Source organism: Herbaspirillum sp. ST 5-3 (genome assembly GCF_004804275.1).
Lineage (GTDB): Bacteria > Pseudomonadota > Gammaproteobacteria > Burkholderiales > Burkholderiaceae_D > Noviherbaspirillum.
Window position 1 is genome coordinate 42855 of the sequence record NZ_STGI01000009.1, and the last position, 18929, is coordinate 61783.

The window sequence follows — 18929 nt, forward strand, 5'->3', positions numbered from 1 at the left end:
ATAGTCATACAACCGATACGATAACGCAGCGCAACAAGGTAATCAAACGGGACCGCCGCAGCGAAGTCGCCGAGGCAACGCCATGCAGGTGGCTGCACGGAGGACAAATCCCTACGCCCGCAAAAAATGGAACAAGTTCCTCAGCATGCCGGCGGTGGCACCCCAGATGAAAAAACGCTGGTATGGCATGGCATAAAAGACACGCCGTCCAAGCCCGTTTGGCAACTCAATCATGCGGCGTTGATGGTTCATGCCATCCATCAGAAAGGACAGCGGGACTTCGAAAATCTCCGCCACTTCAAACGGATCGGCCCGCAAATCAAAAGGCGGTCGCACCAGCGATACCACCGGCGTAACGCGGAAGCCGGTGCCCGTAATGTAATCCGGCAGGGTGCCAAGCACTTCGATATGACGCCGATGCAGGCCGACTTCCTCTTCCGTTTCGCGCAACGCGGTGTCGATAGTCGTCGTATCGGCCTCGTCCACCCGGCCGCCCGGCAGGCTGACCTGCCCGGCATGATCGTTGAGATGCGCGGTACGCTGCGTGAGCAGCATGGTGAAGCCCTCGTCGCGGGCGACCAGCGGCATGAGCACCGAAGCCGGTGTCGGCTCGCCGAGACCTTTGCGGATCAAAGGCTCTTCAAAGTTTTCAGGATTCCATGACGGCGGGCTGGCGAATCGTTCGCGCAGCCATGCCTCGGTCAGCCGCTCAGGCGCGACCGCCGGTTCGCCGGCGATCGAATCGACGGGAAGCGCTTCTGGATCGAAAATCAGTTTGGACAATGTATTGTTTCCTGGAACATGCAGTGGAGTGTTTATCGATTCTAACGTGAATACCGTTTGCCAAAGACTGGCCGGAAATGAAAAAAGGCACCCGCGGGTGCCTTTTTCCTGCAGTACGCGTCGATTACTCTGCGGCTTGCGCAGCAGCAGTACGACGATTCGGCAGCTTTTCCTTGATACGTGCCGACTTGCCCGAACGTTCACGCAGGTAGTACAGCTTCGCACGACGCACGTCACCGCGGCGCTTGACTTCGATCGAAGCGATCAGCGGCGAGTACAGCTGGAACGTACGCTCCACGCCTTCGCCGGAAGAAATCTTGCGGACGATGAAGTTGGAGTTCAGACCGCGATTGCGGCGTGCAATCACGACGCCTTCGTATGCCTGTGCACGCTTGCGGGTGCCTTCAACCACGTTGACGTTGACGACGACGGTGTCACCCGGTGCGAAGTCAGGGATGTTTTTGCCCAGGCGGGCGATTTCTTCTTGCTCGAGTTTCTGGATCAAGTCCATTTTTCAGCTCCTTGGACCATCATGCCGGCGCTTTCAACGTCGTTGCCCGGTAGAGGATGGGGTTTTACAAATACGGGAATGACCCCGCGCGATACAACAACTACAAACTGCTCAAAAACTTTTCATCGGCTCGCGTCAGCAATCCTGCTTCGCGCGCCTTTACGATCAAATCCGGCCGCTTTCTCGCGGTCGCCAGCAGCGCCTGTTCACGCCGCCACTTTTCAATCTCCGCATGGTGCCCGCCCATCAATACCGGCGGGACCGACACGCCTTCGTACACTTCCGGTCGCGTGTAATGCGGGCAATCGAGCAAGCCGTTGACGAAACTGTCCTCGACCGCCGACACATCGTCATTCAGCACGCCCGGCAACTGCCTGATAACGGCATCCATCAGTGCCATTGCCGGCAACTCACCGCCTGACAGAACGAAATCGCCGAGACTGATTTCCTCGTCGACACAGCGGTCCAGCAGACGCTGATCCACTGCCTCATACCGTCCGCACAACAAGATCAGGCCTGATTCGGTTGTGAACCTCATCACGCGGTCATGCGTGAGCGGCTTGCCTTGTGGCGACAGATACACTACCTGAGGTTTCGGCAAACCCTGTTGCAACTGACGGTCTTTCGCGGCCTCGATGGCGGCTTCCAGAGGTTTCGCCAGCATCACCATTCCAGGTCCGCCGCCATAAGGCCGGTCGTCAATGGTCCGGTAGTTGTCTGTCGTGAAATCACGCGGATTCCACAATGACAAGGCACATTTCTTTTGCTCAAACGCGCGCCGGGTGATGCCCGACTGCGTTATCGCGGCAAACATCTCGGGAAAGAGCGTGACGACATCAAATTGCATCTTCACCGATCCCTCAATTCCGGGCTAATAATCCAGCCCCCAGTCCACCGTTATCTTCCTTGCCGACTGATCGACCGTCTTGACGAACTGGTCGACAAACGGAATCAGATGTTCCTGCGGCTTGTCGCCACCAGGAGTCACCGGTTCAAGCACGCGCAAGATCGGATGCGCACCGTTGTCCATCAAGTCGGCAACCGTTCCCAGGCTCTCGCCTTGCAGGTTCTCGACTGACAGTCCGATCAGATCAATCCAGTAAAACTCGTCATCCGATAGCGGCGGGAAGTGGCTGCGCCGCACTTGCACGGCTGCACCCTTGAGCGCTTCGGCCGCATCGCGGTCCGCCACGCCCATCAACTGGGCGACTACATCTTCGCCGTGAATCTTGGCCTGCATCATATCGACGTCGCGCAGGGCAGGCTTGTCCAGCCACCACGTCTTTGCATGCAGCAGCGCATCGGCATCGCTCGAATAAGGCCGGATCCTGACCCAGCCCTTGATACCATAGGCGCCGGCCACATAGCCAACCAGCACCAGATCGTCAGGGATAGTCATCCCCGATGCAGCTTTAATCGACAAACTGAATTACGCAGCGGCTTTTTTGCCAGCTTCCTTGACGAGGCGAGCAACCGTCGGCGACAGTTGTGCGCCAACGCCTTGCCAGTGTGCCAGGCGGTCTTGCGCAATGCGGAAACCTTCATCATTGCCAGCGGCGATCGGGTTGTAGAAACCCAGGCGCTCGATAAAACGGCCATCGCGACGGTTGCGCGAATCGGTTGCAACGATGTTGTAGAAAGGACGCTTGGTGGCGCCGGCACGGGATAAACGAATAACGACCATAATGTGCTTCCAAAAATTGTTCGAAGACGGAAAAAGCCGGGAATTATAGCCTATTTTTCCCGGCTCCTGCAAGTTTAGTAATGGGACGCGAGGTGGTAGTCAATCTGCGATGGCGTTGCTTTGCAGACCTTCCTCATGCACACTACGCCTCGGTCGGGCGACCGTATCGGTATCGCCCGGTAGACAATCAATCATTTTAACAAGAATACAACGGCCAAGCGCGCAATCCGATGACCACACCCCATAAAAACAAGACACTCGCAGCCTTTTTCGCTTCGATTTTTGGCGGCCTCGGCGTGCACCGGTTTTATCTTTACGGGAAGAAAGACGTATGGGCATGGGTACATCTTGTCCTGTTTCCCTTATCTATTTTTGCCGGCTTTATTGAAGCCCTTGTGATCGGCTTGACGCCAGACGAAAAATGGGACGCGCTACATAATCGCGACTCCGGCCGGCAATCGGATTCGGGCTGGCCGCTTGCCATATTGCTTGTGCTGACCTTTGGCGGCGGCGCCATCGCCGTGATCGCGGCCATAGCCCGCACCTTCGATTTGCTGTTTACCGGCGGCGCCTATGGCTGATGGCACTCACGTCGTGCTCACCAGCCAAACTCCCCAGGAGGCCAGCAGAATTCCGGAGACGCGTGCCAGCCAGATTCCCCGCGGAATGACCTTTTCGGCAAGTACCAAGGCGCTCAACACGACGATCCAGGCCAGGTTCATCACGCCAACCACAAACAGCAAAGCCATCAAGAGCCAGCAGCAGCCAGTGCAATAAAGTCCGTGCGTAAAACCCATGCGCAGCGCTCCCCATCCACCGGGTCGCCAGCGCAGAATCAAGAAATCGAGCGGTGAGCGGCAATGCGCCAGACAGGCGAACTTCAACGAGCTCCACTGGTAAGTGCCGGCGAGAATCAATAAGGTTCCGGCCAGCGTCCGGTTGCTGGCAACCATTCCGGGAGAGATCAATGAAAGGTGGTGCAACCACCACTGTCCCGCAGTCGCCAGCAGACTGAAGCACGTCCATATCGTCAGATAGCCAAGCAGGAATGCCCATGTGGCCGACGCACTCCGGTGCTGCGCCCGATAGCGGCGATTCACCTTCTCGAACAACAGAACGACTGGCGTGACCGACGGCAGCATCATCGCCACCATCATGATCGCCCACATCGAAAACACCAGGAACAGGTCAGCCATACCCCACTCATCGAGGCTCGGCATGGCCATTTCGACGACATCCATGTGGCGCATCGCCCAGTCCTGGAAGATCAGGTACGCCCAGGACAGACCCGCGACGCCGCACAGGCCGGCAAGTAGCGGCGCGCGATCATGGTCATTCAGTTTCATGCAGCCAGGCCTGCCTGCGTATGTTCGACCTGCGCCAGCGAACTGTGCGTGTTTTTGTAGCTGAAACTGATTTCGCCGCTAGCTTCGAGTTCGGTCGACCTTGCAACTTCCATCTCTCGATATTCGAAGCCATCGGGCATCACCACCCTGACGCGTTGCTGCTCGCCGGTGGCGGGCACCGTCAAGGGCTCGGAAGACGCCTTCAGCAATTTTCCAGCCGTCAGACGCGCATGCCGCCCGTCCTTGTCGAATTCCCAGGTGAAGGGCACAAATTGCGGCGGATAGACAGTCGGACAAACCGCGGCGAGGATCTCAAACAGCGGTCCGCCGTTCTTGCCGCTCAATATCTCCAGCATTGCCGCGCGTTGTTCTTCGTTTGCGCGTTCGTCGATCAGTGGTTGCAGCCGCCCGTTCCCTTCGTGCAGCGCTCCCGGCCAGTGCGCGATACCGGCCCAGTACAGACCATCAAGCCGGACGTCGCCGAAATTTCCCTCGGTAATATGCATTCCGACGATGCCCTCGCAATACTTGTGCGGACTGGGAAATCCTTCCGTGTCGCAGGGGCAGGTCGCAAGGCAGTTGCAGTTCTTCAGGTATTCACCTTTCATTTTCCAGGTAGACATGACTTGCCCTCCTTTGCCTTGCTCCTATTGCGCGTGGCTTACCGGGCGCTCGATGGGCGGAGTGCCCTCCTTGAACAACTGCTTGATCTGCTGCCGCAGCTCGGGGGTGTCCTGGTGCTTGTGAACCGCGACCGCGTGCTGAACCGCTGCGTCCAGCAGCTCCTGATCGTTATCCGCGGCAATCGCGACGGAACAATTCATGTCGCTTGGGAATTCGCGACAGTCGATGTATTTGCGGGCCATGATGTTAGCCTCCGTGAATTGAAGAGTAATGTCACGAGGCAGATTTCCGATCAACTGCAGCGCGAGAATCTGCGCTCGACGGGACGACATGCGGCGATGTCGCCGCATGTCGATTTATAGGAAGGGAGAGAACGCGATTCAAGACACTTTCGTTCGCTACGAGCGAAAGTATCCTGCCAATTTGACAAAGATTGATTTAGATTGAAACGCTTGCCGTTTCCAGCAACTGACAACCGTCGATCTTCCAGCTGCTGTCGTCTTCTTGCTGCATCGAGAAGATCGCAACCCATACATGCCCGACACCGTCGGTGACGCGCACTACCTGGATGGCATCACCGTCGACGACTTCCGGCTTGGAAAATATCGCGCGCTGGTAGCGATAGATGGGGTTGTATTCTTCCTTGATAATGCGCAGGAAATTGTCCGGGCTGCCAATCAGCAGGCGCTTTTCCGGCGTTGCCAGTTCGAATGCGCTGACCGCATCGTCATTGGCCAATGCGTCCAGCTGCGACTGCACGACCTCATGAATCGCTATGGCATCCGCCGTAGTAATGTCACCGATCGCCTCTGCATTGCTCCAGCACGGCATGCTTAACCCGGCGAGCAGACTTGCCACTGCCAATATGCGTTTCATGATCGCCTCCGGATGAGACGCTGCACGTTATTGATTTAATATGGCAGATCCAAAAAAACGCCGAGAGTTCGCTTGTGGATGAAAAAAAGGCAGCCTGGCGGCTGCCTTTCTTGATGCGCATCGAACAGCTTAGAACTGCTCTTCTGCGAGAGCCAGTACGCCGGCGCTTCCTTCGATGATCGCCGTGCGATAACCGGACGCTTGCGCGAGGATGTGATCTGCGAAAAAGCGCGCGGTCGCAATCTTTGCCTGATAAAACCTGGCATCGCCTTCTCCTGCCTTGAGCTTGCGCTCGGCAACCAGGGCTGCGCGCGCCATCTGCCATCCGCCCAGCACCACGCCCGCCAGCTTGAGGTAGGGCACGCTGCCGGCAAATACGCCCTTGATGTCGGCCTTCATGTTGGTAACAACGTAGTCAACCACTTCTTCCAGCGCCTTGGAGCCGGCAGCGAGCTGCTTGCGGATTGCCAGCAGCTCGGCGGAGTTGGCAGCAGACAGTTCCTCTTCCGTTCTGCGGACCTGGGCGAGGATGCCCTTCGCCGTGGCGCCGCCGTCGCGTACGGTCTTGCGACCGACCAGGTCGTTGGCCTGGATCGCGGTCGTGCCTTCGTAGATGGTCAGAATGCGCGCATCGCGGTAGTACTGCGCTGCGCCGGTTTCCTCGATGAAGCCCATGCCGCCGTGCACCTGCACACCATTGGAAGCGACTTCGATCGACATTTCCGTGGACCAGCCTTTGACGACCGGCACCATGTACTCGTAGAAGGCCTGATTGGCCTTGCGTGTCGCATCATCCGCATGGTGATGCGCGACGTCATGCGCGGCGGCGGTCACATAGGACAATGCGCGTGCTGCTTCCGTATGTGCGCGCATCGACATCAGCATGCGGCGCACGTCCGGATGGTGAATGATGGACACCGGGCCGCTGGAGCCGGCCAGGTCGCGCGACTGAACACGGTCGCGTGCGTATTGCACCGCCTTCTGGTATGCGCGCTCGGAAACGCCGATGCCTTGCATGCCGACGGCAAAGCGCGCGGCATTCATCATGATGAACATGTATTCCAGGCCACGGTTTTCTTCGCCGACCAGGGTGCCAATGGCGCCGCCGTTATCACCGAATTGCAGCACTGCAGTCGGGCTGGCCTTGATGCCGAGCTTGTGCTCGATCGACACGCAATGCACATCATTGCGCGCACCGAGCGAACCGTCTGCATTGACCATGAACTTCGGCACGATGAACAGCGAAATACCCTTCACACCTTCCGGCGCATCCGGGGTACGAGCCAGCACGAGATGGACGATGTTTTCCGCCATGTCGTGCTCGCCGTAGGTAATGAAAATCTTGGTGCCGAAAATCTTGTAGGTGCCATCACCCTGCGGCACGGCGCGCGAACGCACCAATGCAAGATCGGAGCCTGCCTGCGGCTCGGTCAGGTTCATGGTGCCGGTCCATTTGCCGGAAATCAGGTTTGCGAGATAGATATTTTTCTGCTCGTCGCTGCCTGCGGTCATCAGTGCTTCGATCGCGCCGTCGGTCAGCAGCGGGCACAGCGCGAAGGACAGGTTTGCCGCGTTGAGCATCTCGATGCAGGGAGTGGCGACCAGCTTCGGCAGGCCTTGGCCGCCGAAGTCCACCGGGTGCTGCACGCCTTGCCATCCGGCTTCGCCGAAGGACTTGAAGGCTTCCTTGAAGCCCTTGGTGGTGGTGACCTTGTCGCCATCGTGCCAGAAGCTCGGCTCCTTGTCGCCCGCGACATTCAGCGGTGCAATCACTTCGCTGCAGAACTTGGCGTTTTCTTCCAGTACCGCTTCGACAGTTTCCGGGCTTGCATCTTCGCAGCCGGGCAATGCATTCACTTGGGGGAGACCTGCCAGTTCGTTCAAAACGAACAGCATGTCCTTCAGCGGGGCGACGTAGCTCATCTAAGACTCCAAAAAAAGGCAGGACTGCGGGAATTATTACGGAATGCAGGAAAATTTCCTGTCAACTCCGCGACAAACCCGGCAGGTCCTGCCCGGTATTTTCAACTATTGTTTTTCTTCAGGGCGAACACCTGCCCTGCTTGCTTGTTTAACCGAGTTCGGAAACCAGTTGCGGCACGATCTCGAACAGATCGCCCACGATGCCGTAATCGGCCACCGAGAAAATTGGCGCTTCCGCATCCTTGTTGATCGCGACGATGGTCTTCGAATCCTTCATGCCGGCCAGGTGCTGGATCGCGCCCGAGATACCGACGGCGATGTACAGCTGCGGAGCAACGATCTTGCCGGTCTGGCCAACTTGCCAGTCGTTCGGCACGAAACCGGCGTCGACCGCGGCGCGCGATGCGCCCATGGCGGCACCCAGCTTGTCGGCCAAGGGTTCCAGGATCTTGAAGTTCTCGCCCGAACCCATGCCGCGACCGCCGGAAACGACGACCTTGGCGGCAGTCAGTTCAGGGCGGTCGGACTTGGCCAGTTCGCGCGACAGGAAAGCTACCTTGCCGGTATCGGCAACCGGGGTCACCTGCTCTACCGCTGCATTGCCGCCCATGGCTGCCGCATCGAAGCCGGTAGTACGTGCCGTGATGACCTTGACCGGATCGGCCGATTGCACGGTGGCGATCGCGTTGCCGGCGTAAATCGGGCGCTCGAAGGTGTCGGGCGCGTCGACCTTGGTGATTTCGGAAATCTGGCCGACATCCAGCTTGGCAGCGACGCGCGGAGTGATATTCTTGCCGTAGGCGGTAGCCGGAGCGAGGATGTGCGAGTAGTTGCCTGCCAGCGCGAGCACTTGCTCGGCAATGTTTTCTGCCAGGCCGTTAGCCAGGTGCGGCGCATCGGCGACCAGCACCTTGGCGACGCCGGCGATCTTGGATGCGGCCTCGGCCGCAGCGCCGCAGTTGCCGCCGGCAACCAGGACGTGGACGTCGCCGCCGCATTGTGCAGCCGCGGTGACGGTGTTGAGGGTGCTTCCTTTCAACGAAGCATTGTCGTGTTCAGCAATGACGAGTGCTGTCATGATGGGTTCCTGATCTGAATTGAATTAAATGACTTTGGCTTCGTTCTTGAGCTTGTTGACCAGCTCGGCGACATCCTTGACGACGATGCCGGCGGAACGCTTGGGCGGCTCGGTCACTTTCACGGTCTTCAGACGCGGCGTCACGTCCACGCCGAGATCGGCCGGCTTGACGGTTTCCAGCGGCTTCTTCTTGGCCTTCATGATGTTCGGCAGCGTGACGTAGCGCGGCTCGTTCAGGCGCAGGTCGGTGGTGATGATCGCAGGCAGCGTCAGCGACAGGTTTTCCAGGCCGCCGTCGACTTCGCGCGTGACGTTGGCCTTGTCGCCGTCGATCACGATCTTGGAGGCAAAGGTGGCTTGCGGCCAGCCCAGCAGTGCTGCCAGCATCTGGCCAGTCTGGTTGCAGTCGTCGTCAATGGCTTGCTTGCCGAGGATGATCAGTTGCGGTTGCTCCTTGTCGGCCACGGCCTTGAGCAGTTTGGCAACGGCCAGCGGCTGCAGTTCGACATCGGTCTCGACCAGGATGCCGCGATCGGCGCCGATGGCCATGGCGGTACGCAGCGTTTCCTGTGCCTGAGTCACGCCGCAGGACACCGCGATGACTTCAGTCGCCTTGCCGGCTTCCTTGAGGCGGGTGGCTTCCTCGACGCCGATTTCATCGAAAGGGTTCATCGACATCTTGACATTGGCGGTGTCGACGCCCGAACCGTCGGATTTCACGCGGACCTTGACGTTGAAGTCCACCACGCGTTTGACTGGAACCAAAACTTTCATAGCTTTGCCTTTGTAAAGAAACAATTGACGTTAACGTAAACCAAACCGTGATTATAAGAGAGAACCAGAGAGCATGCTGAAATTTAGCACGACCGTTCTATTAATTGGTAGAGAGTATGCACTAAATCGCACTAAAAATCCAAAAAAGCTGATCTAGGATTGCTCGGCAGAAGGATTGGCGGCGCATGCCGCTTGCGTGCCTGTTCCGCCAGGAAGAATAGCGAAATCAATGCCGCCTGCCATGCGGCATATCAGACCTATTTGCGTTTCATGAAGAAGGTGAATTCTTTGTTGTTCTCGGCCTGGCCGACCAGCTCGTTGCCGGTTTGCCGGGCGAACGCCTGGAAATCGCGCACCGACCCTGGGTCCGTTGCAATGACGCGCAGTATTTCGCCGCTCGCCATTTCCGCCAACGCCTTTTTTGCCTTCAGAATCGGCAGTGGGCAATTCAAACCGCGTGCGTCGAGGTCTTTTTGAAATTCCATGATTTCCGGTCTACAGAATGGCTTAGATGCAGAAATTCTACTCCAATTGACCGCATTTTTGTGCGACGCAACAAGTAACCGGCAGCAAGATATCAGGAAGTGGTCGGCAAATCGATGAATTCGACGGGAAATCCGCGTGCGCGCAGCCAGTCGGCCATGGCATAACCGGTTCCGGCACGCCAGGGACGCAGCTTTTCGGGAGCGACCAGCCGATAGTCGACCAGTTCCTCGGAAAGGCGGATGTCGCCGGACGCTTTCACATGGTAGGCAATGATGAGTTCGTTCTTGCGGATGAATTCATACACGCCGATCAGCGTGACTTCATGCGCATCGAGATTGGTTTCTTCCTTCAGCTCGCGCATGACGCCCTGTTCGGGTGTTTCGCCGCGTTCCATGAAGCCCGTAATCAGCGCGAACATTTTTTCCGGCCAGGCGGCATTGCGCGCCAGCAGGATACGACCTTCTACCTCGACCAGCGCCGCCAGCACCGGGAGCGGATTGTCCCAGTGCGTCCAATGGCCGTCCGGGCAGGCAAGGCGAATCCTGCCGCCCTCGCCGGTGTCCGCGCGCTCGATCAGAGGCGCGGCGCACATCGGACAGTATTGGTAGGTCGTCATGCGCGTTGGCGAACCCAGTCGGTGACGCCTTCCAGCGCCTTGGGCAGGCCGCTGGGATCGGTGCCGCCGGCTTGCGCCATGTCGGGACGCCCGCCGCCCTTGCCGCCGACTTGCTGGGCGACGAAGTTGACCAGGTCGCCGGCTTTTACCCTGGAAGTGGCATCCTGCGTCACGCCAGCGATCAGGCTGACCTTGCCGTCCTTGACGGCGGCCAGCACGATGGCGGCGGTTTTCAGCTTGTCCTTCAGCTTGTCCATGGTCTCGCGCAGGACCGGAACATCGGCGCCGTTCAAAGTAGCCGCAAGAACCTTGATGCCGTTGATATCCACGGCCTTGGCCACCAGTTCGTCGCCCTGGCTGGAGGCCAGTTTCGACTTCAATGTCGAGAGTTCCTTTTCCAGCGACTTGACCTGGTCTTGCACTTGCACGATGCGCTGCGTCAGTTCTTCCGGCTGGACTTTCAGTGCGCCGGCCGCTTCATTGATGCGCGCGGCGAGGTTCTGCACGAATGCCAGCGCGGCTTCGCCGGTCACGGCTTCGACGCGACGGATGCCTGCCGCGACGCCGCCTTCGGACACGATCTTGAACAGGCCGATATCGCCAGTGCGCGTGACGTGCGTGCCGCCGCACAATTCCTTCGAGGAGCCGATGCCGAGCACGCGGACCTCGTCGCCGTACTTCTCGCCAAACAGCGCCATCGCGCCGTACTTGATGGCGTCGTCATAGCTCATCACGTGCGCCTGGGTCGCTTCATTGGCGAGGACCTCGCGGTTGACGAGCTCTTCCACGCGACGGATCTCGTCGGCGGTCAGCGGCGCGTTGTGGCTGAAGTCGAAGCGGGTTTTCTCCGGATCGACCAGCGAGCCTTTCTGCGCCACATGGCTGCCGAGGACTTCGCGCAAGGCCTTGTGCATCAGGTGGGTTGCGGAGTGGTTGCGCATGGTTTGCGCGCGCAGGCGGGTATTGACCTTGGCATTAAGCGTGTCGCCGACCAGCAGGCGGCCTTGCGTCAGCACGCCGTGATGGCCGAACACGTCAGCCTGGATCTTTTGCGTGTCCTTCACTTCGAAGGTGACGACCTGGTCGCCATACACGGATTCAAGCAAACCGGAGTCGCCCACCTGACCGCCGGATTCGGCGTAGAACGGCGTGGAATCGAGCACCACGATCGCGTGCTGGCCGGCGTTGACTTCATGGACGACAGCGCCGTCAACGTACAGTGCAACGACCTTGCTTTCGTGCGCGAGGGATTCGTAGCCGACGAAGCGCGTTTTCTCACCGCTGTACTCGATACCGGCTGCCATCTTGAACTTGCCGGCGGCGCGCGCCTGCTGCTTCTGGCGCTCCATCGCGGCTTCGAAGCCGGCCTGGTCAAGCTCGACATTGCGCTCGCGGCAGATATCCGCGGTCAGGTCGAGCGGGAAGCCGTAGGTGTCGTACAGCGTGAATGCGGTTTCGCCATCGAGGCGCGCGGCATCCTTCGCCAGCGCGGCTTCGAGGATCTTCATGCCGTGTTCGAGGGTTTCGCCGAAACGCTCTTCTTCCTGCTTGAGCACTTGCTCGACGCGCGACTGGACGGCGGGCAGTTCCGGATAGGCGGCGCCCATTTCCTTGACCAGATCCTTGACCAGCTTGTAGAAGAAGGGCTTGGTCTGGCCCAGCTTGTAGCCGTGGCGCAAGGCGCGGCGAACGATGCGGCGCAGCACATAGCCGCGGCCTTCATTGCCGGGGATCACGCCGTCCACGATCAGGAAGGAGCAGGCACGGATGTGGTCGGCGATCACCTTCAGGGAATTGTTGGTGAGGTCGCTGATATTGGTTTCACGCGCGGCAGCGGTGATCAGGTTCTGGAACAGGTCGATCTCGTAGTTGGAGTGCACATGCTGCAGCACGGCGGCGATACGCTCCAGGCCCATGCCGGTATCGACGCAGGGACGCGGCAGCGGGTGCATGACGCCCTGCTCGTCGCGGTTGAACTGCATGAACACCAGGTTCCAGATTTCGATGTAGCGGTCGCCGTCGGCGTCCGGCGATCCCGGCGGGCCGCCCCAGACTTCCGCGCCGTGGTCGTAGAAGATTTCCGAGCAGGGGCCGCAAGGGCCGGTGTCTGCCATCTGCCAGAAATTGTCGGAGGCGTAACGCGCGCCTTTGTTGTCGCCGATGCGCACGATGCGCTCCGCCGGCACGCCGACTTCCTTGGCCCAGATGTCATAGGCTTCGTCGTCTTCGTGATACACCGTGACCCACAGCTTTTCCTGCGGCAGGCCATACACCTTGGTCAGCAATTCCCATGCATAGTGGATCGCATCGCGCTTGAAGTAATCGCCGAACGAGAAATTGCCCAGCATTTCGAAGAAGGTGTGGTGGCGTGCGGTGTAGCCGACGTTTTCCAGGTCGTTGTGCTTGCCGCCGGCGCGCACGCTGCGCTGCGCGGTTGTCGCACGGGTGTAGGCACGCTTGTCCTGGCCAAGGAACACGTCCTTGAACTGCACCATGCCGGAGTTCGTGAACAGCAGCGTCGGGTCGTTGCCCGGTACCAGGCTGGACGAACGAACGATGGTGTGGCCCTTGGATTCGAAATACTTCAGGAATTTGTCGCGGATTTCAGACGAGTTCATGTTTGGCGAAAAGATGGGAATGCGTTGCAAACCGTTGATTATACGTGATATCCCTTCTTCATTGAGCGCCCTTCGCGGAACGAAAAAAGGCCCGCCGGAGCATGTCGGCGGGCCCGCGATGACAGTAAAACCCTATTGACAGTCGATCAACCGCGATGCTGGGCGTCATGCCGCTGCCGATGAATGCGGCCGGACTGGCGGTTTTCGGTGCGTTGCACCCTTGTCTGCTCGACGGATCCCACGTGGCCGTCGCGGCCGGCCTGGAATTCGCGCCGGTTCACACGTGCCTGGCCGCGTTCCATTCTTGCAGCTTCATGGTTGGTCAGGGAACCGTCCTTGATGCCGTTTTCGACACGTTGTTGCTGGTTGATATTGCGTTGCACGTCAGCCTGCATGCGCTTGCTGGAGGGCGAATCCGGATTGCCGGTCTGTGCGTCATGCTTTTGCGCGGCAATGTCGCGACTCGCGTCGTTTTGCAGGCGGCTGATGTTGCGCTTTTCCTGGGCACTCATGCTGCCGTCGCGCAATGCCTTCGCTTCGGCATGGTCGACGCGGGATTCTTCGCGTTCAAGGCGTGCCGCCTCGCGGGTGGTCAATTGGCCGGATTGCAGGCCGTTTTCAATCCGCTGCTGCTGGTTGACGTCGCGTTGCACCGAGGTGGCGGCGTTCTGCGCGAATACCGGTGCGGCAAGGAGTGTGGCCAGGAGAGCCGTGATCAGTTGTGTTTTTCTCATGTTGCTTTCCTTTCAGTGAAGTAGGTATGGGTGAAATGCCCATGCTGCCTTCAACGGCGGGCGCATACGGTTCGCCGACAGGCCAACTGTAATCTTTGTAACGGGAGGTAAGCGGATCAATCGACCGCAAAGTCCGCGCCGATCAGGTCGATGCGGTCGGTGCAGAACGCATCGACGCCCCATTGGAATATTTCACGCGCGCGTTCCGGAGTATTGACCGTATAACAGAACAAGCCAAAGCCTGCCTGCCTGATCGCGCGCGCATATCCGGGCGTGAGATTCTTGTGATTGGTGTGCAGCGCGATCGCATCCAGTGCGCGCAGCTTTTCGCGCCAATCGGCTGGAATGCGATCAACCAGATAGCCGCGCGGAATTTCGGGAGCGGCTGTTTTTGCCGCTACCAGTGCCTCGAACGAGAAGGATGAAAAAAGAGGCAGCGCAGCAGCGTTGCCTTTGGACATGCCGGTAGCGACCTCCTCGGCAAACAGCCGTCGGGTCAACTCCGCAACAAGCCGTCCGGTCTCGACCTCAAAACCGGGAACCGGCTTGATTTCAATATTCATCCAGATGCCATTTGACTTGCAGAAAGTCGCTACGTCCTCAAAGCTCGGCACCGGCTCGCCGGCGAATTGCGGGCCGAACCAGGAACCGGCATCCATTGCCGCCAGTTGTCGGGCGCTCGCTTCATTGACCGCGCCCTTGCCCGGCACGGTGCGGCCGAATTGCGGATCGTGCATCAGGACCGGAATGCTGTCGGACGACAACATCACGTCGAACTCGACGGCATGGAAACCATGCGCAAGTCCGCAGCGCATGGCTGCCAATGTGTTTTCGGGCGCGAGCTTTCCTCCGCCGCGATGCGCAATGATTTTCGGAAAAAACCACATGGCTTGATCTATATCTCGGAATGATCTTCAACCACACGTAGTCTAATGCCAATCGTTAATCCAAAGGCGAAACGGGTTTGGCCTGAGCCTTCCGGGCCGAAGTCGTCGCCATGCGCGCACATGTCCTCAGACAGCTCCTATCCGGCCCCGTTTGACACTGCGACCTTCATTTTCCCCGAGGAATGGCATGCGCTTTCCGATCTCTTGGGCGGAGCCGATACAGGGCTGCTGTTTCTGCGCGACGGCGTCATTCTTCATCTGAATGCGCAGCTCGCGCAGCAGATCGGATTCGATGAAAGCGAGCTTGCCGGACAACCGCTTGAAGCGCTTTTCCCTAGGAGCACGAACGCATCCCGACTCAGCGAGGAATGGCGCATTCCAGCCGGCAGCGCGCGCATCCAGCTCAACAGCAAGGCCGGAGCACCCATCGATTTTGACCTGATCGAAAACCGCATCGATACCCTGACGGATGCGCGTTGCACGATCTGGGTATTGAAGCCGGTCAAACCGGCGAGAAACGAAGCCGATGTGAGCGCGGCCGGGTATATGCAGGCCATCGTCGAACATCTGCCCGACCTGGTGTTGGTCTGCGATCGCGACAGCACGCTCAGCTTTGCCAATGCGGCGTTCGACAGAATCGTCGGCGATCGCGCCAGGCTGCTGCGCGACATGGTGCATCCGGACGATACGCCGAAGCTGCAAGCGGTACTTGAACAAGCGGCCGGCACCGATGAAAACACGTCGACGCCCTTTGCATTCCGGATCAGGCATGTCGACGGATCATGGCGCCACGTCGCCGGGCATGCGCGCAGCCTGCTGTCCCACCCCGAAATCGCCGGTCTGCTTCTCAATGCGCGCGACGTGACGGAAGAGGTGCAGCAACAGGACAGCATCGCGGCGGACAAGAAGCGGCAGTTGCATTACCTGAATCGCCTGTTCCGCATGGCCCAGCAGCCGCATGCCAACCTGGCATCGGCATTGAACGTGATCCTGAAGTCATCGGCCAAGGCACTCGGCACGCATCGCTGCGCCTATTGGGAAGTCAGCGACGATCCGGCTGCGACGCGCTGCATGATGGCGTATGACGATATCCGGCAGAATCTGGTCGATGAAGCGCCGGATGCGCGTTTCGCCGACAGTTTTCACGACATGCTGCAGGGTGTGGTGCGCAATGAGCGCCAGTTGGTGATCGCGGATGTCGATCAGGATCCGCGTGCGGCAATCCATTGCGAATACTTTCATTCGGTGTCGATCAAGGCCACGATGATGGCACCGGTGCGGCACGGGGACACGGTGTGCGGCGTGTTGATATTCACGCAGCTTGAGCAGCCACGCCAGTGGCGCAAGGATGAAGCCGAATTTGCCAACAACGTCGCCGGCCTGATCACGCTGATTTTCAATGAAGTGGAACGCGGCAAGGCGGAGGCGCAATTGCGTCATCTCGCGCATCACGACAGCCTGACCGGCTTGCCCAACCGGCATTTCCTGTTCGATCAGGCGGCGGACTTCTTTCCGAAACTCGCGGCCGACGCGAATTCCCTGGCTGCGTTCTTCATCGACATCGACGGCTTCAAGAACATCAACGATTCGCTTGGGCATGCCATGGGCGACGAGCTACTGAAGGCCGCCGCCATGCGTTTGAAAAACGTGGTACGCAAGGATGACATCCTAGTGCGGCTGGGCGGTGACGAGTTCATGCTGCTGGCGCGCAATCTGAACGACATGCGCATTGCCGACGACATCGCGATGCAGATCGTCGAGACCATGCGCAGCCCGTTTTCCCTGCAAGGGCGCGAGCTGCAGATTTCGGCCAGCGTCGGCATCGCGCTCTACCCTTCCGACGGCACCGATATCGAAACGCTGATGAAAAAAGCCGACATCGCGATGTACCACGCGAAATCTTCCGGGCGCGACCAGTACCAGATGTTCGCTCCGCGTCTGGGCGAAGCGCTGGTCAACCGTTCGACGCTGGAGATCGAATTGCGGCGCGCGATCGAGGAAGGCGAGCTGCAGCATTACTATCACCCGCAGGTCGACTTGCGCACCGGCGAGGTGCGTTGCGTCGAAGCCTTGCTGCGCTGGCGGCATCCGCAGCACGGCGTCCTGCTGCCATCGCATTTCCTGCCGATGGCCGAGCAGGCCGGCTTGATCCACCAGATCAGCGCATGGGTGATGAACGACGCTTGCGATCAGCTGAAGGAATGGAGCCGGCACGGTCTGAACGGCTTCAGCCTGGCGATCAATCTTTCCGCGAGCCAGTTGATGGACCGCGCGCTCCTGTCCGAACTGGAAAGCGCGCTCGAGCGAACCGGGGTGCCGAGCGATCGGCTGGAATGGGAAATCAAGGAAAGCACCGTCATGCAGCACAACACGATGGCGGCATCGATGTTGAATAGCATGAGCGATCTGCGGATCAGGTTGAGTATTGACGACTTCGGTACCGGATATTCGAACATGGCGTACTTGCGACGCTATCCGGTGCATAAGGTTAAAATCGATAGCAGCTTCGTCCAGGGCCTGCCGGCCGACGAGGACGAACGCGCCATTACCGATGCCATCATTTCGATGGCGCAGCCGCTCGGGCTGGACGTGGTGGCCGAGGGCGTCGAGACGCCGCAGCAGCTGGCGTATCTGCGCGAGCACGGCTGCGACATCGCCCAGGGATTTTTCTATACTCAACCCTTAACTGCAGAACAATTCGAAACATGGCTGGTTCGTCACTGAAGAAAGCACTTGGACATATTCGCGTACTGGACCTGACCCGCGTATTGGCGGGACCGTGGTGCGCCCAAAACCTGGCGGACCTCGGCGCCGACGTGATCAAGGTCGAACGCCCGGGCGCCGGCGACGATACCCGCCACTGGGGTCCTCCCTACCTGAAGGATGCGCAAGGCCACGACACCAGCGAGGCCGCCTACTATCTCGCGGCCAACCGCGGCAAGCGCTCGATCACGCTCGATATCGCCAGTCCGGAAGGACAGGACATCGTGCGCCAGCTGGCGCGCCAGTCGGATGTCGTGCTGGAGAACTACAAGGTCGGGCAATTGAAGAAGTACGGCCTCGACTACGAATCCCTGAAGCGCGAGAAGCCCGACCTGATCTATTGCTCGATCACCGGTTTCGGCCAGAACGGCCCTTACGCGCAGCGTGCCGGCTATGACTTCATTATCCAGGGCATGGGCGGCTTCATGTCGATTACCGGCGAGCGCGACGACCTGCCCGGCGGCGGTCCGCAGAAGGCCGGCGTGGCGATTGCCGACCTGATGACGGGCATGTATGCGACGATCGGCGTGATGGCCGCACTGACGCATCGCGACCGTACCGGCGAAGGCCAGTACATCGACATGGCGCTGCTCGATGTGCAGGTGGCGATGCTGGCCAACATGAACACCAATTATCTGGCCAGCGGCAATCCGCCGAAACGCTGGGGCAATGCGCATCCGAATATCGTGCCCTACCAGACCTTCGCGACCTCTGACGGACATATCATCGTCGCGGTCGGCAACGACGGCCAGTACCGCCGCTTTGTCGAGGCCGGCGAACGGCCCGAGCTGGCAGTGGACGAGCGCTTCGCCACCAATCCGATGCGCGTGCGTCACCGCGACACACTGGTGCCGATCCTGGCGGAGATGGTGAAAACCAGGACCAAGCAGCAATGGATCGATGCACTGGAAGCCGCCGGCGTGCCCTGCGGACCGATCAACAATCTGGATGAAGTGTTCGACAATCCGCAGGTGCAGGCGCGCGCAATGCGCGTCGATTTGCCGCATCCGACCGGCGGCGACGTCATGCTGGTCGGCAGCCCGATCAAGATGTCGGAAACGCCGCCGCGCTATGACATGCCGCCGCCGATGCTGGGGCAGCACACACAGGAAGTATTGGGTGAAATGCTCGGACAGAGCACGGAGCAGATCGCCGCCTTGCGGGAAAAGGGCGTGATCTGAACAACGAGCGACAGGTTTCCTCTCCCGCAGGCGGGAGAGGAATGG

At 59.4% G+C, this 18929-nt stretch carries 20 protein-coding genes; 3 read left to right on the forward strand and 17 right to left on the reverse strand.

The window, feature by feature from the left end; all coding sequences use genetic code 11:
* Positions 1-111 precede the first annotated feature (111 nt).
* The 5 genes from E6W33_RS17260 to rpsP form a co-directional block, all read right to left on the reverse strand.
* The gene (locus tag E6W33_RS17260) at positions 112-783 is read right to left on the reverse strand and encodes a CoA pyrophosphatase (RefSeq protein ID WP_136418561.1); all 672 of its coding nucleotides are present in this window, start codon (positions 781-783) and stop codon (positions 112-114) included.
* A gap of 124 nt (positions 784-907) precedes the next feature.
* Entirely contained in the window at positions 908-1294 is a 387-nt protein-coding gene (gene rplS / locus E6W33_RS17265) for a 50S ribosomal protein L19 (protein ID WP_136418562.1), read from the reverse strand.
* Positions 1295-1394: 100 nt separating this feature from the next.
* Complete coding sequence (gene trmD, locus E6W33_RS17270) at positions 1395-2141, reverse strand: tRNA (guanosine(37)-N1)-methyltransferase TrmD (RefSeq protein WP_136418745.1); 747 nt, start codon at positions 2139-2141, stop codon at positions 1395-1397.
* A 24-nt stretch (positions 2142-2165) separates the two neighbouring features.
* Positions 2166-2693, reverse strand: a complete 528-nt coding sequence (rimM, locus tag E6W33_RS17275; protein WP_211097362.1) for a ribosome maturation factor RimM — start codon at positions 2691-2693, stop codon at positions 2166-2168.
* A 30-nt stretch (positions 2694-2723) separates the two neighbouring features.
* Positions 2724-2978: a 30S ribosomal protein S16 gene (gene rpsP, locus E6W33_RS17280; RefSeq protein WP_136418564.1), complete on the reverse strand. Its 255-nt coding sequence runs from the start codon at positions 2976-2978 to the stop codon at positions 2724-2726.
* A gap of 230 nt (positions 2979-3208) precedes the next feature.
* On the opposite strand from rpsP, the gene E6W33_RS17285 reads away from it, so the two are divergent.
* Positions 3209-3559, forward strand: coding sequence for an NINE protein (locus E6W33_RS17285; protein WP_136418565.1), 351 nt, complete (start codon positions 3209-3211; stop codon positions 3557-3559).
* Positions 3560-3565: 6 nt separating this feature from the next.
* On the opposite strand, the gene E6W33_RS17290 is transcribed toward E6W33_RS17285, so the two are convergent.
* The 12 genes from E6W33_RS17290 to ugpQ all read right to left on the reverse strand — a co-directional run bounded on the left by E6W33_RS17290 (position 3566) and on the right by ugpQ (position 14940).
* Positions 3566-4324, reverse strand: a complete 759-nt coding sequence (locus E6W33_RS17290; protein WP_211097363.1) for a DUF2182 domain-containing protein — start codon at positions 4322-4324, stop codon at positions 3566-3568.
* Positions 4321-4947, reverse strand: coding sequence for a DUF1326 domain-containing protein (locus tag E6W33_RS17295; protein ID WP_136418566.1), 627 nt, complete (start codon positions 4945-4947; stop codon positions 4321-4323). The genes E6W33_RS17290 and E6W33_RS17295 overlap by 4 nt, the downstream gene beginning before the upstream one ends.
* A 24-nt stretch (positions 4948-4971) precedes the next feature.
* Positions 4972-5190 carry a DUF1059 domain-containing protein gene (locus tag E6W33_RS17300; RefSeq protein ID WP_136418567.1) on the reverse strand — a complete coding sequence of 73 codons (219 nt, stop codon included), beginning with the start codon at positions 5188-5190 and terminating at the stop codon, positions 4972-4974.
* Positions 5191-5386: 196 nt separating this feature from the next.
* The gene (locus tag E6W33_RS17305; protein ID WP_136418568.1) at positions 5387-5824 is read right to left on the reverse strand and encodes a DUF4864 domain-containing protein; all 438 of its coding nucleotides are present in this window, start codon (positions 5822-5824) and stop codon (positions 5387-5389) included.
* A gap of 129 nt (positions 5825-5953) precedes the next feature.
* The gene (locus tag E6W33_RS17310) at positions 5954-7747 is read right to left on the reverse strand and encodes an acyl-CoA dehydrogenase (RefSeq protein ID WP_136418569.1); all 1794 of its coding nucleotides are present in this window, start codon (positions 7745-7747) and stop codon (positions 5954-5956) included.
* A 148-nt stretch (positions 7748-7895) separates the two neighbouring features.
* Positions 7896-8825, reverse strand: a complete 930-nt coding sequence (locus E6W33_RS17315; RefSeq protein ID WP_136418570.1) for an FAD-binding protein — start codon at positions 8823-8825, stop codon at positions 7896-7898.
* A 24-nt stretch (positions 8826-8849) separates the two neighbouring features.
* The gene (locus E6W33_RS17320; protein WP_136418571.1) at positions 8850-9599 is read right to left on the reverse strand and encodes an electron transfer flavoprotein subunit beta/FixA family protein; all 750 of its coding nucleotides are present in this window, start codon (positions 9597-9599) and stop codon (positions 8850-8852) included.
* Between the two features lie 257 nt (positions 9600-9856).
* Positions 9857-10084, reverse strand: a complete 228-nt coding sequence (locus E6W33_RS17325) for a sulfurtransferase TusA family protein (protein WP_136418572.1) — start codon at positions 10082-10084, stop codon at positions 9857-9859.
* Between the two features lie 92 nt (positions 10085-10176).
* Positions 10177-10701 (reverse strand): NUDIX domain-containing protein, encoded by a 525-nt coding sequence (locus E6W33_RS17330; protein WP_136418573.1) that lies wholly within the window; start codon positions 10699-10701, stop codon positions 10177-10179.
* Complete coding sequence (gene alaS / locus E6W33_RS17335; RefSeq protein WP_136418574.1) at positions 10698-13319, reverse strand: alanine--tRNA ligase; 2622 nt, start codon at positions 13317-13319, stop codon at positions 10698-10700. The genes E6W33_RS17330 and alaS overlap by 4 nt, the downstream gene beginning before the upstream one ends.
* Positions 13320-13465: 146 nt before the next feature.
* Entirely contained in the window at positions 13466-14053 is a 588-nt protein-coding gene (locus tag E6W33_RS17340; RefSeq protein ID WP_136418575.1) for a hypothetical protein, read from the reverse strand.
* A gap of 116 nt (positions 14054-14169) precedes the next feature.
* Positions 14170-14940: a glycerophosphodiester phosphodiesterase gene (gene ugpQ, locus E6W33_RS17345; protein WP_136418576.1), complete on the reverse strand. Its 771-nt coding sequence runs from the start codon at positions 14938-14940 to the stop codon at positions 14170-14172.
* Positions 14941-15060: 120 nt separating this feature from the next.
* On the opposite strand from ugpQ, the gene E6W33_RS17350 reads away from it, so the two are divergent.
* Both E6W33_RS17350 and E6W33_RS17355 read left to right on the forward strand, forming a co-directional pair.
* The gene (locus tag E6W33_RS17350) at positions 15061-17664 is read left to right on the forward strand and encodes an EAL domain-containing protein (protein ID WP_168798676.1); all 2604 of its coding nucleotides are present in this window, start codon (positions 15061-15063) and stop codon (positions 17662-17664) included.
* Entirely contained in the window at positions 17646-18884 is a 1239-nt protein-coding gene (locus tag E6W33_RS17355) for a CaiB/BaiF CoA-transferase family protein (RefSeq protein WP_136418578.1), read from the forward strand. The genes E6W33_RS17350 and E6W33_RS17355 overlap by 19 nt, the downstream gene beginning before the upstream one ends.
* Positions 18885-18929 lie beyond the last annotated feature (45 nt).

Excerpts from the sequence above, each read along its gene's own strand:
- E6W33_RS17350 (WP_168798676.1), top strand. The coding sequence starts at position 15,061 with ATGTCCTCAGACAGCTCCTATCCGGCCCCGTTTGACACTGCGACCTTC.
- alaS (WP_136418574.1), bottom strand. The coding sequence starts at position 13,319 with ATGAACTCGTCTGAAATCCGCGACAAATTCCTGAAGTATTTCGAATCC.
- trmD (WP_136418745.1), bottom strand. The coding sequence starts at position 2,141 with ATGCAATTTGATGTCGTCACGCTCTTTCCCGAGATGTTTGCCGCGATA.
- E6W33_RS17330 (WP_136418573.1), bottom strand. The coding sequence starts at position 10,701 with ATGACGACCTACCAATACTGTCCGATGTGCGCCGCGCCTCTGATCGAG.
- E6W33_RS17305 (WP_136418568.1), bottom strand. The coding sequence starts at position 5,824 with ATGAAACGCATATTGGCAGTGGCAAGTCTGCTCGCCGGGTTAAGCATG.
- E6W33_RS17355 (WP_136418578.1), top strand. The coding sequence starts at position 17,646 with ATGGCTGGTTCGTCACTGAAGAAAGCACTTGGACATATTCGCGTACTG.
- rimM (WP_211097362.1), bottom strand. The coding sequence starts at position 2,693 with ATGACTATCCCTGACGATCTGGTGCTGGTTGGCTATGTGGCCGGCGCC.
- E6W33_RS17340 (WP_136418575.1), bottom strand. The coding sequence starts at position 14,053 with ATGAGAAAAACACAACTGATCACGGCTCTCCTGGCCACACTCCTTGCC.
- rplS (WP_136418562.1), bottom strand. The coding sequence starts at position 1,294 with ATGGACTTGATCCAGAAACTCGAGCAAGAAGAAATCGCCCGCCTGGGC.
- E6W33_RS17310 (WP_136418569.1), bottom strand. The coding sequence starts at position 7,747 with ATGAGCTACGTCGCCCCGCTGAAGGACATGCTGTTCGTTTTGAACGAA.
- E6W33_RS17285 (WP_136418565.1), top strand. The coding sequence starts at position 3,209 with ATGACCACACCCCATAAAAACAAGACACTCGCAGCCTTTTTCGCTTCG.
- rpsP (WP_136418564.1), bottom strand. The coding sequence starts at position 2,978 with ATGGTCGTTATTCGTTTATCCCGTGCCGGCGCCACCAAGCGTCCTTTC.
- E6W33_RS17295 (WP_136418566.1), bottom strand. The coding sequence starts at position 4,947 with ATGTCTACCTGGAAAATGAAAGGTGAATACCTGAAGAACTGCAACTGC.
- ugpQ (WP_136418576.1), bottom strand. The coding sequence starts at position 14,940 with ATGTGGTTTTTTCCGAAAATCATTGCGCATCGCGGCGGAGGAAAGCTC.
- E6W33_RS17325 (WP_136418572.1), bottom strand. The coding sequence starts at position 10,084 with ATGGAATTTCAAAAAGACCTCGACGCACGCGGTTTGAATTGCCCACTG.
- E6W33_RS17320 (WP_136418571.1), bottom strand. The coding sequence starts at position 9,599 with ATGAAAGTTTTGGTTCCAGTCAAACGCGTGGTGGACTTCAACGTCAAG.
- E6W33_RS17300 (WP_136418567.1), bottom strand. The coding sequence starts at position 5,190 with ATGGCCCGCAAATACATCGACTGTCGCGAATTCCCAAGCGACATGAAT.
- E6W33_RS17290 (WP_211097363.1), bottom strand. The coding sequence starts at position 4,324 with ATGAAACTGAATGACCATGATCGCGCGCCGCTACTTGCCGGCCTGTGC.
- E6W33_RS17315 (WP_136418570.1), bottom strand. The coding sequence starts at position 8,825 with ATGACAGCACTCGTCATTGCTGAACACGACAATGCTTCGTTGAAAGGA.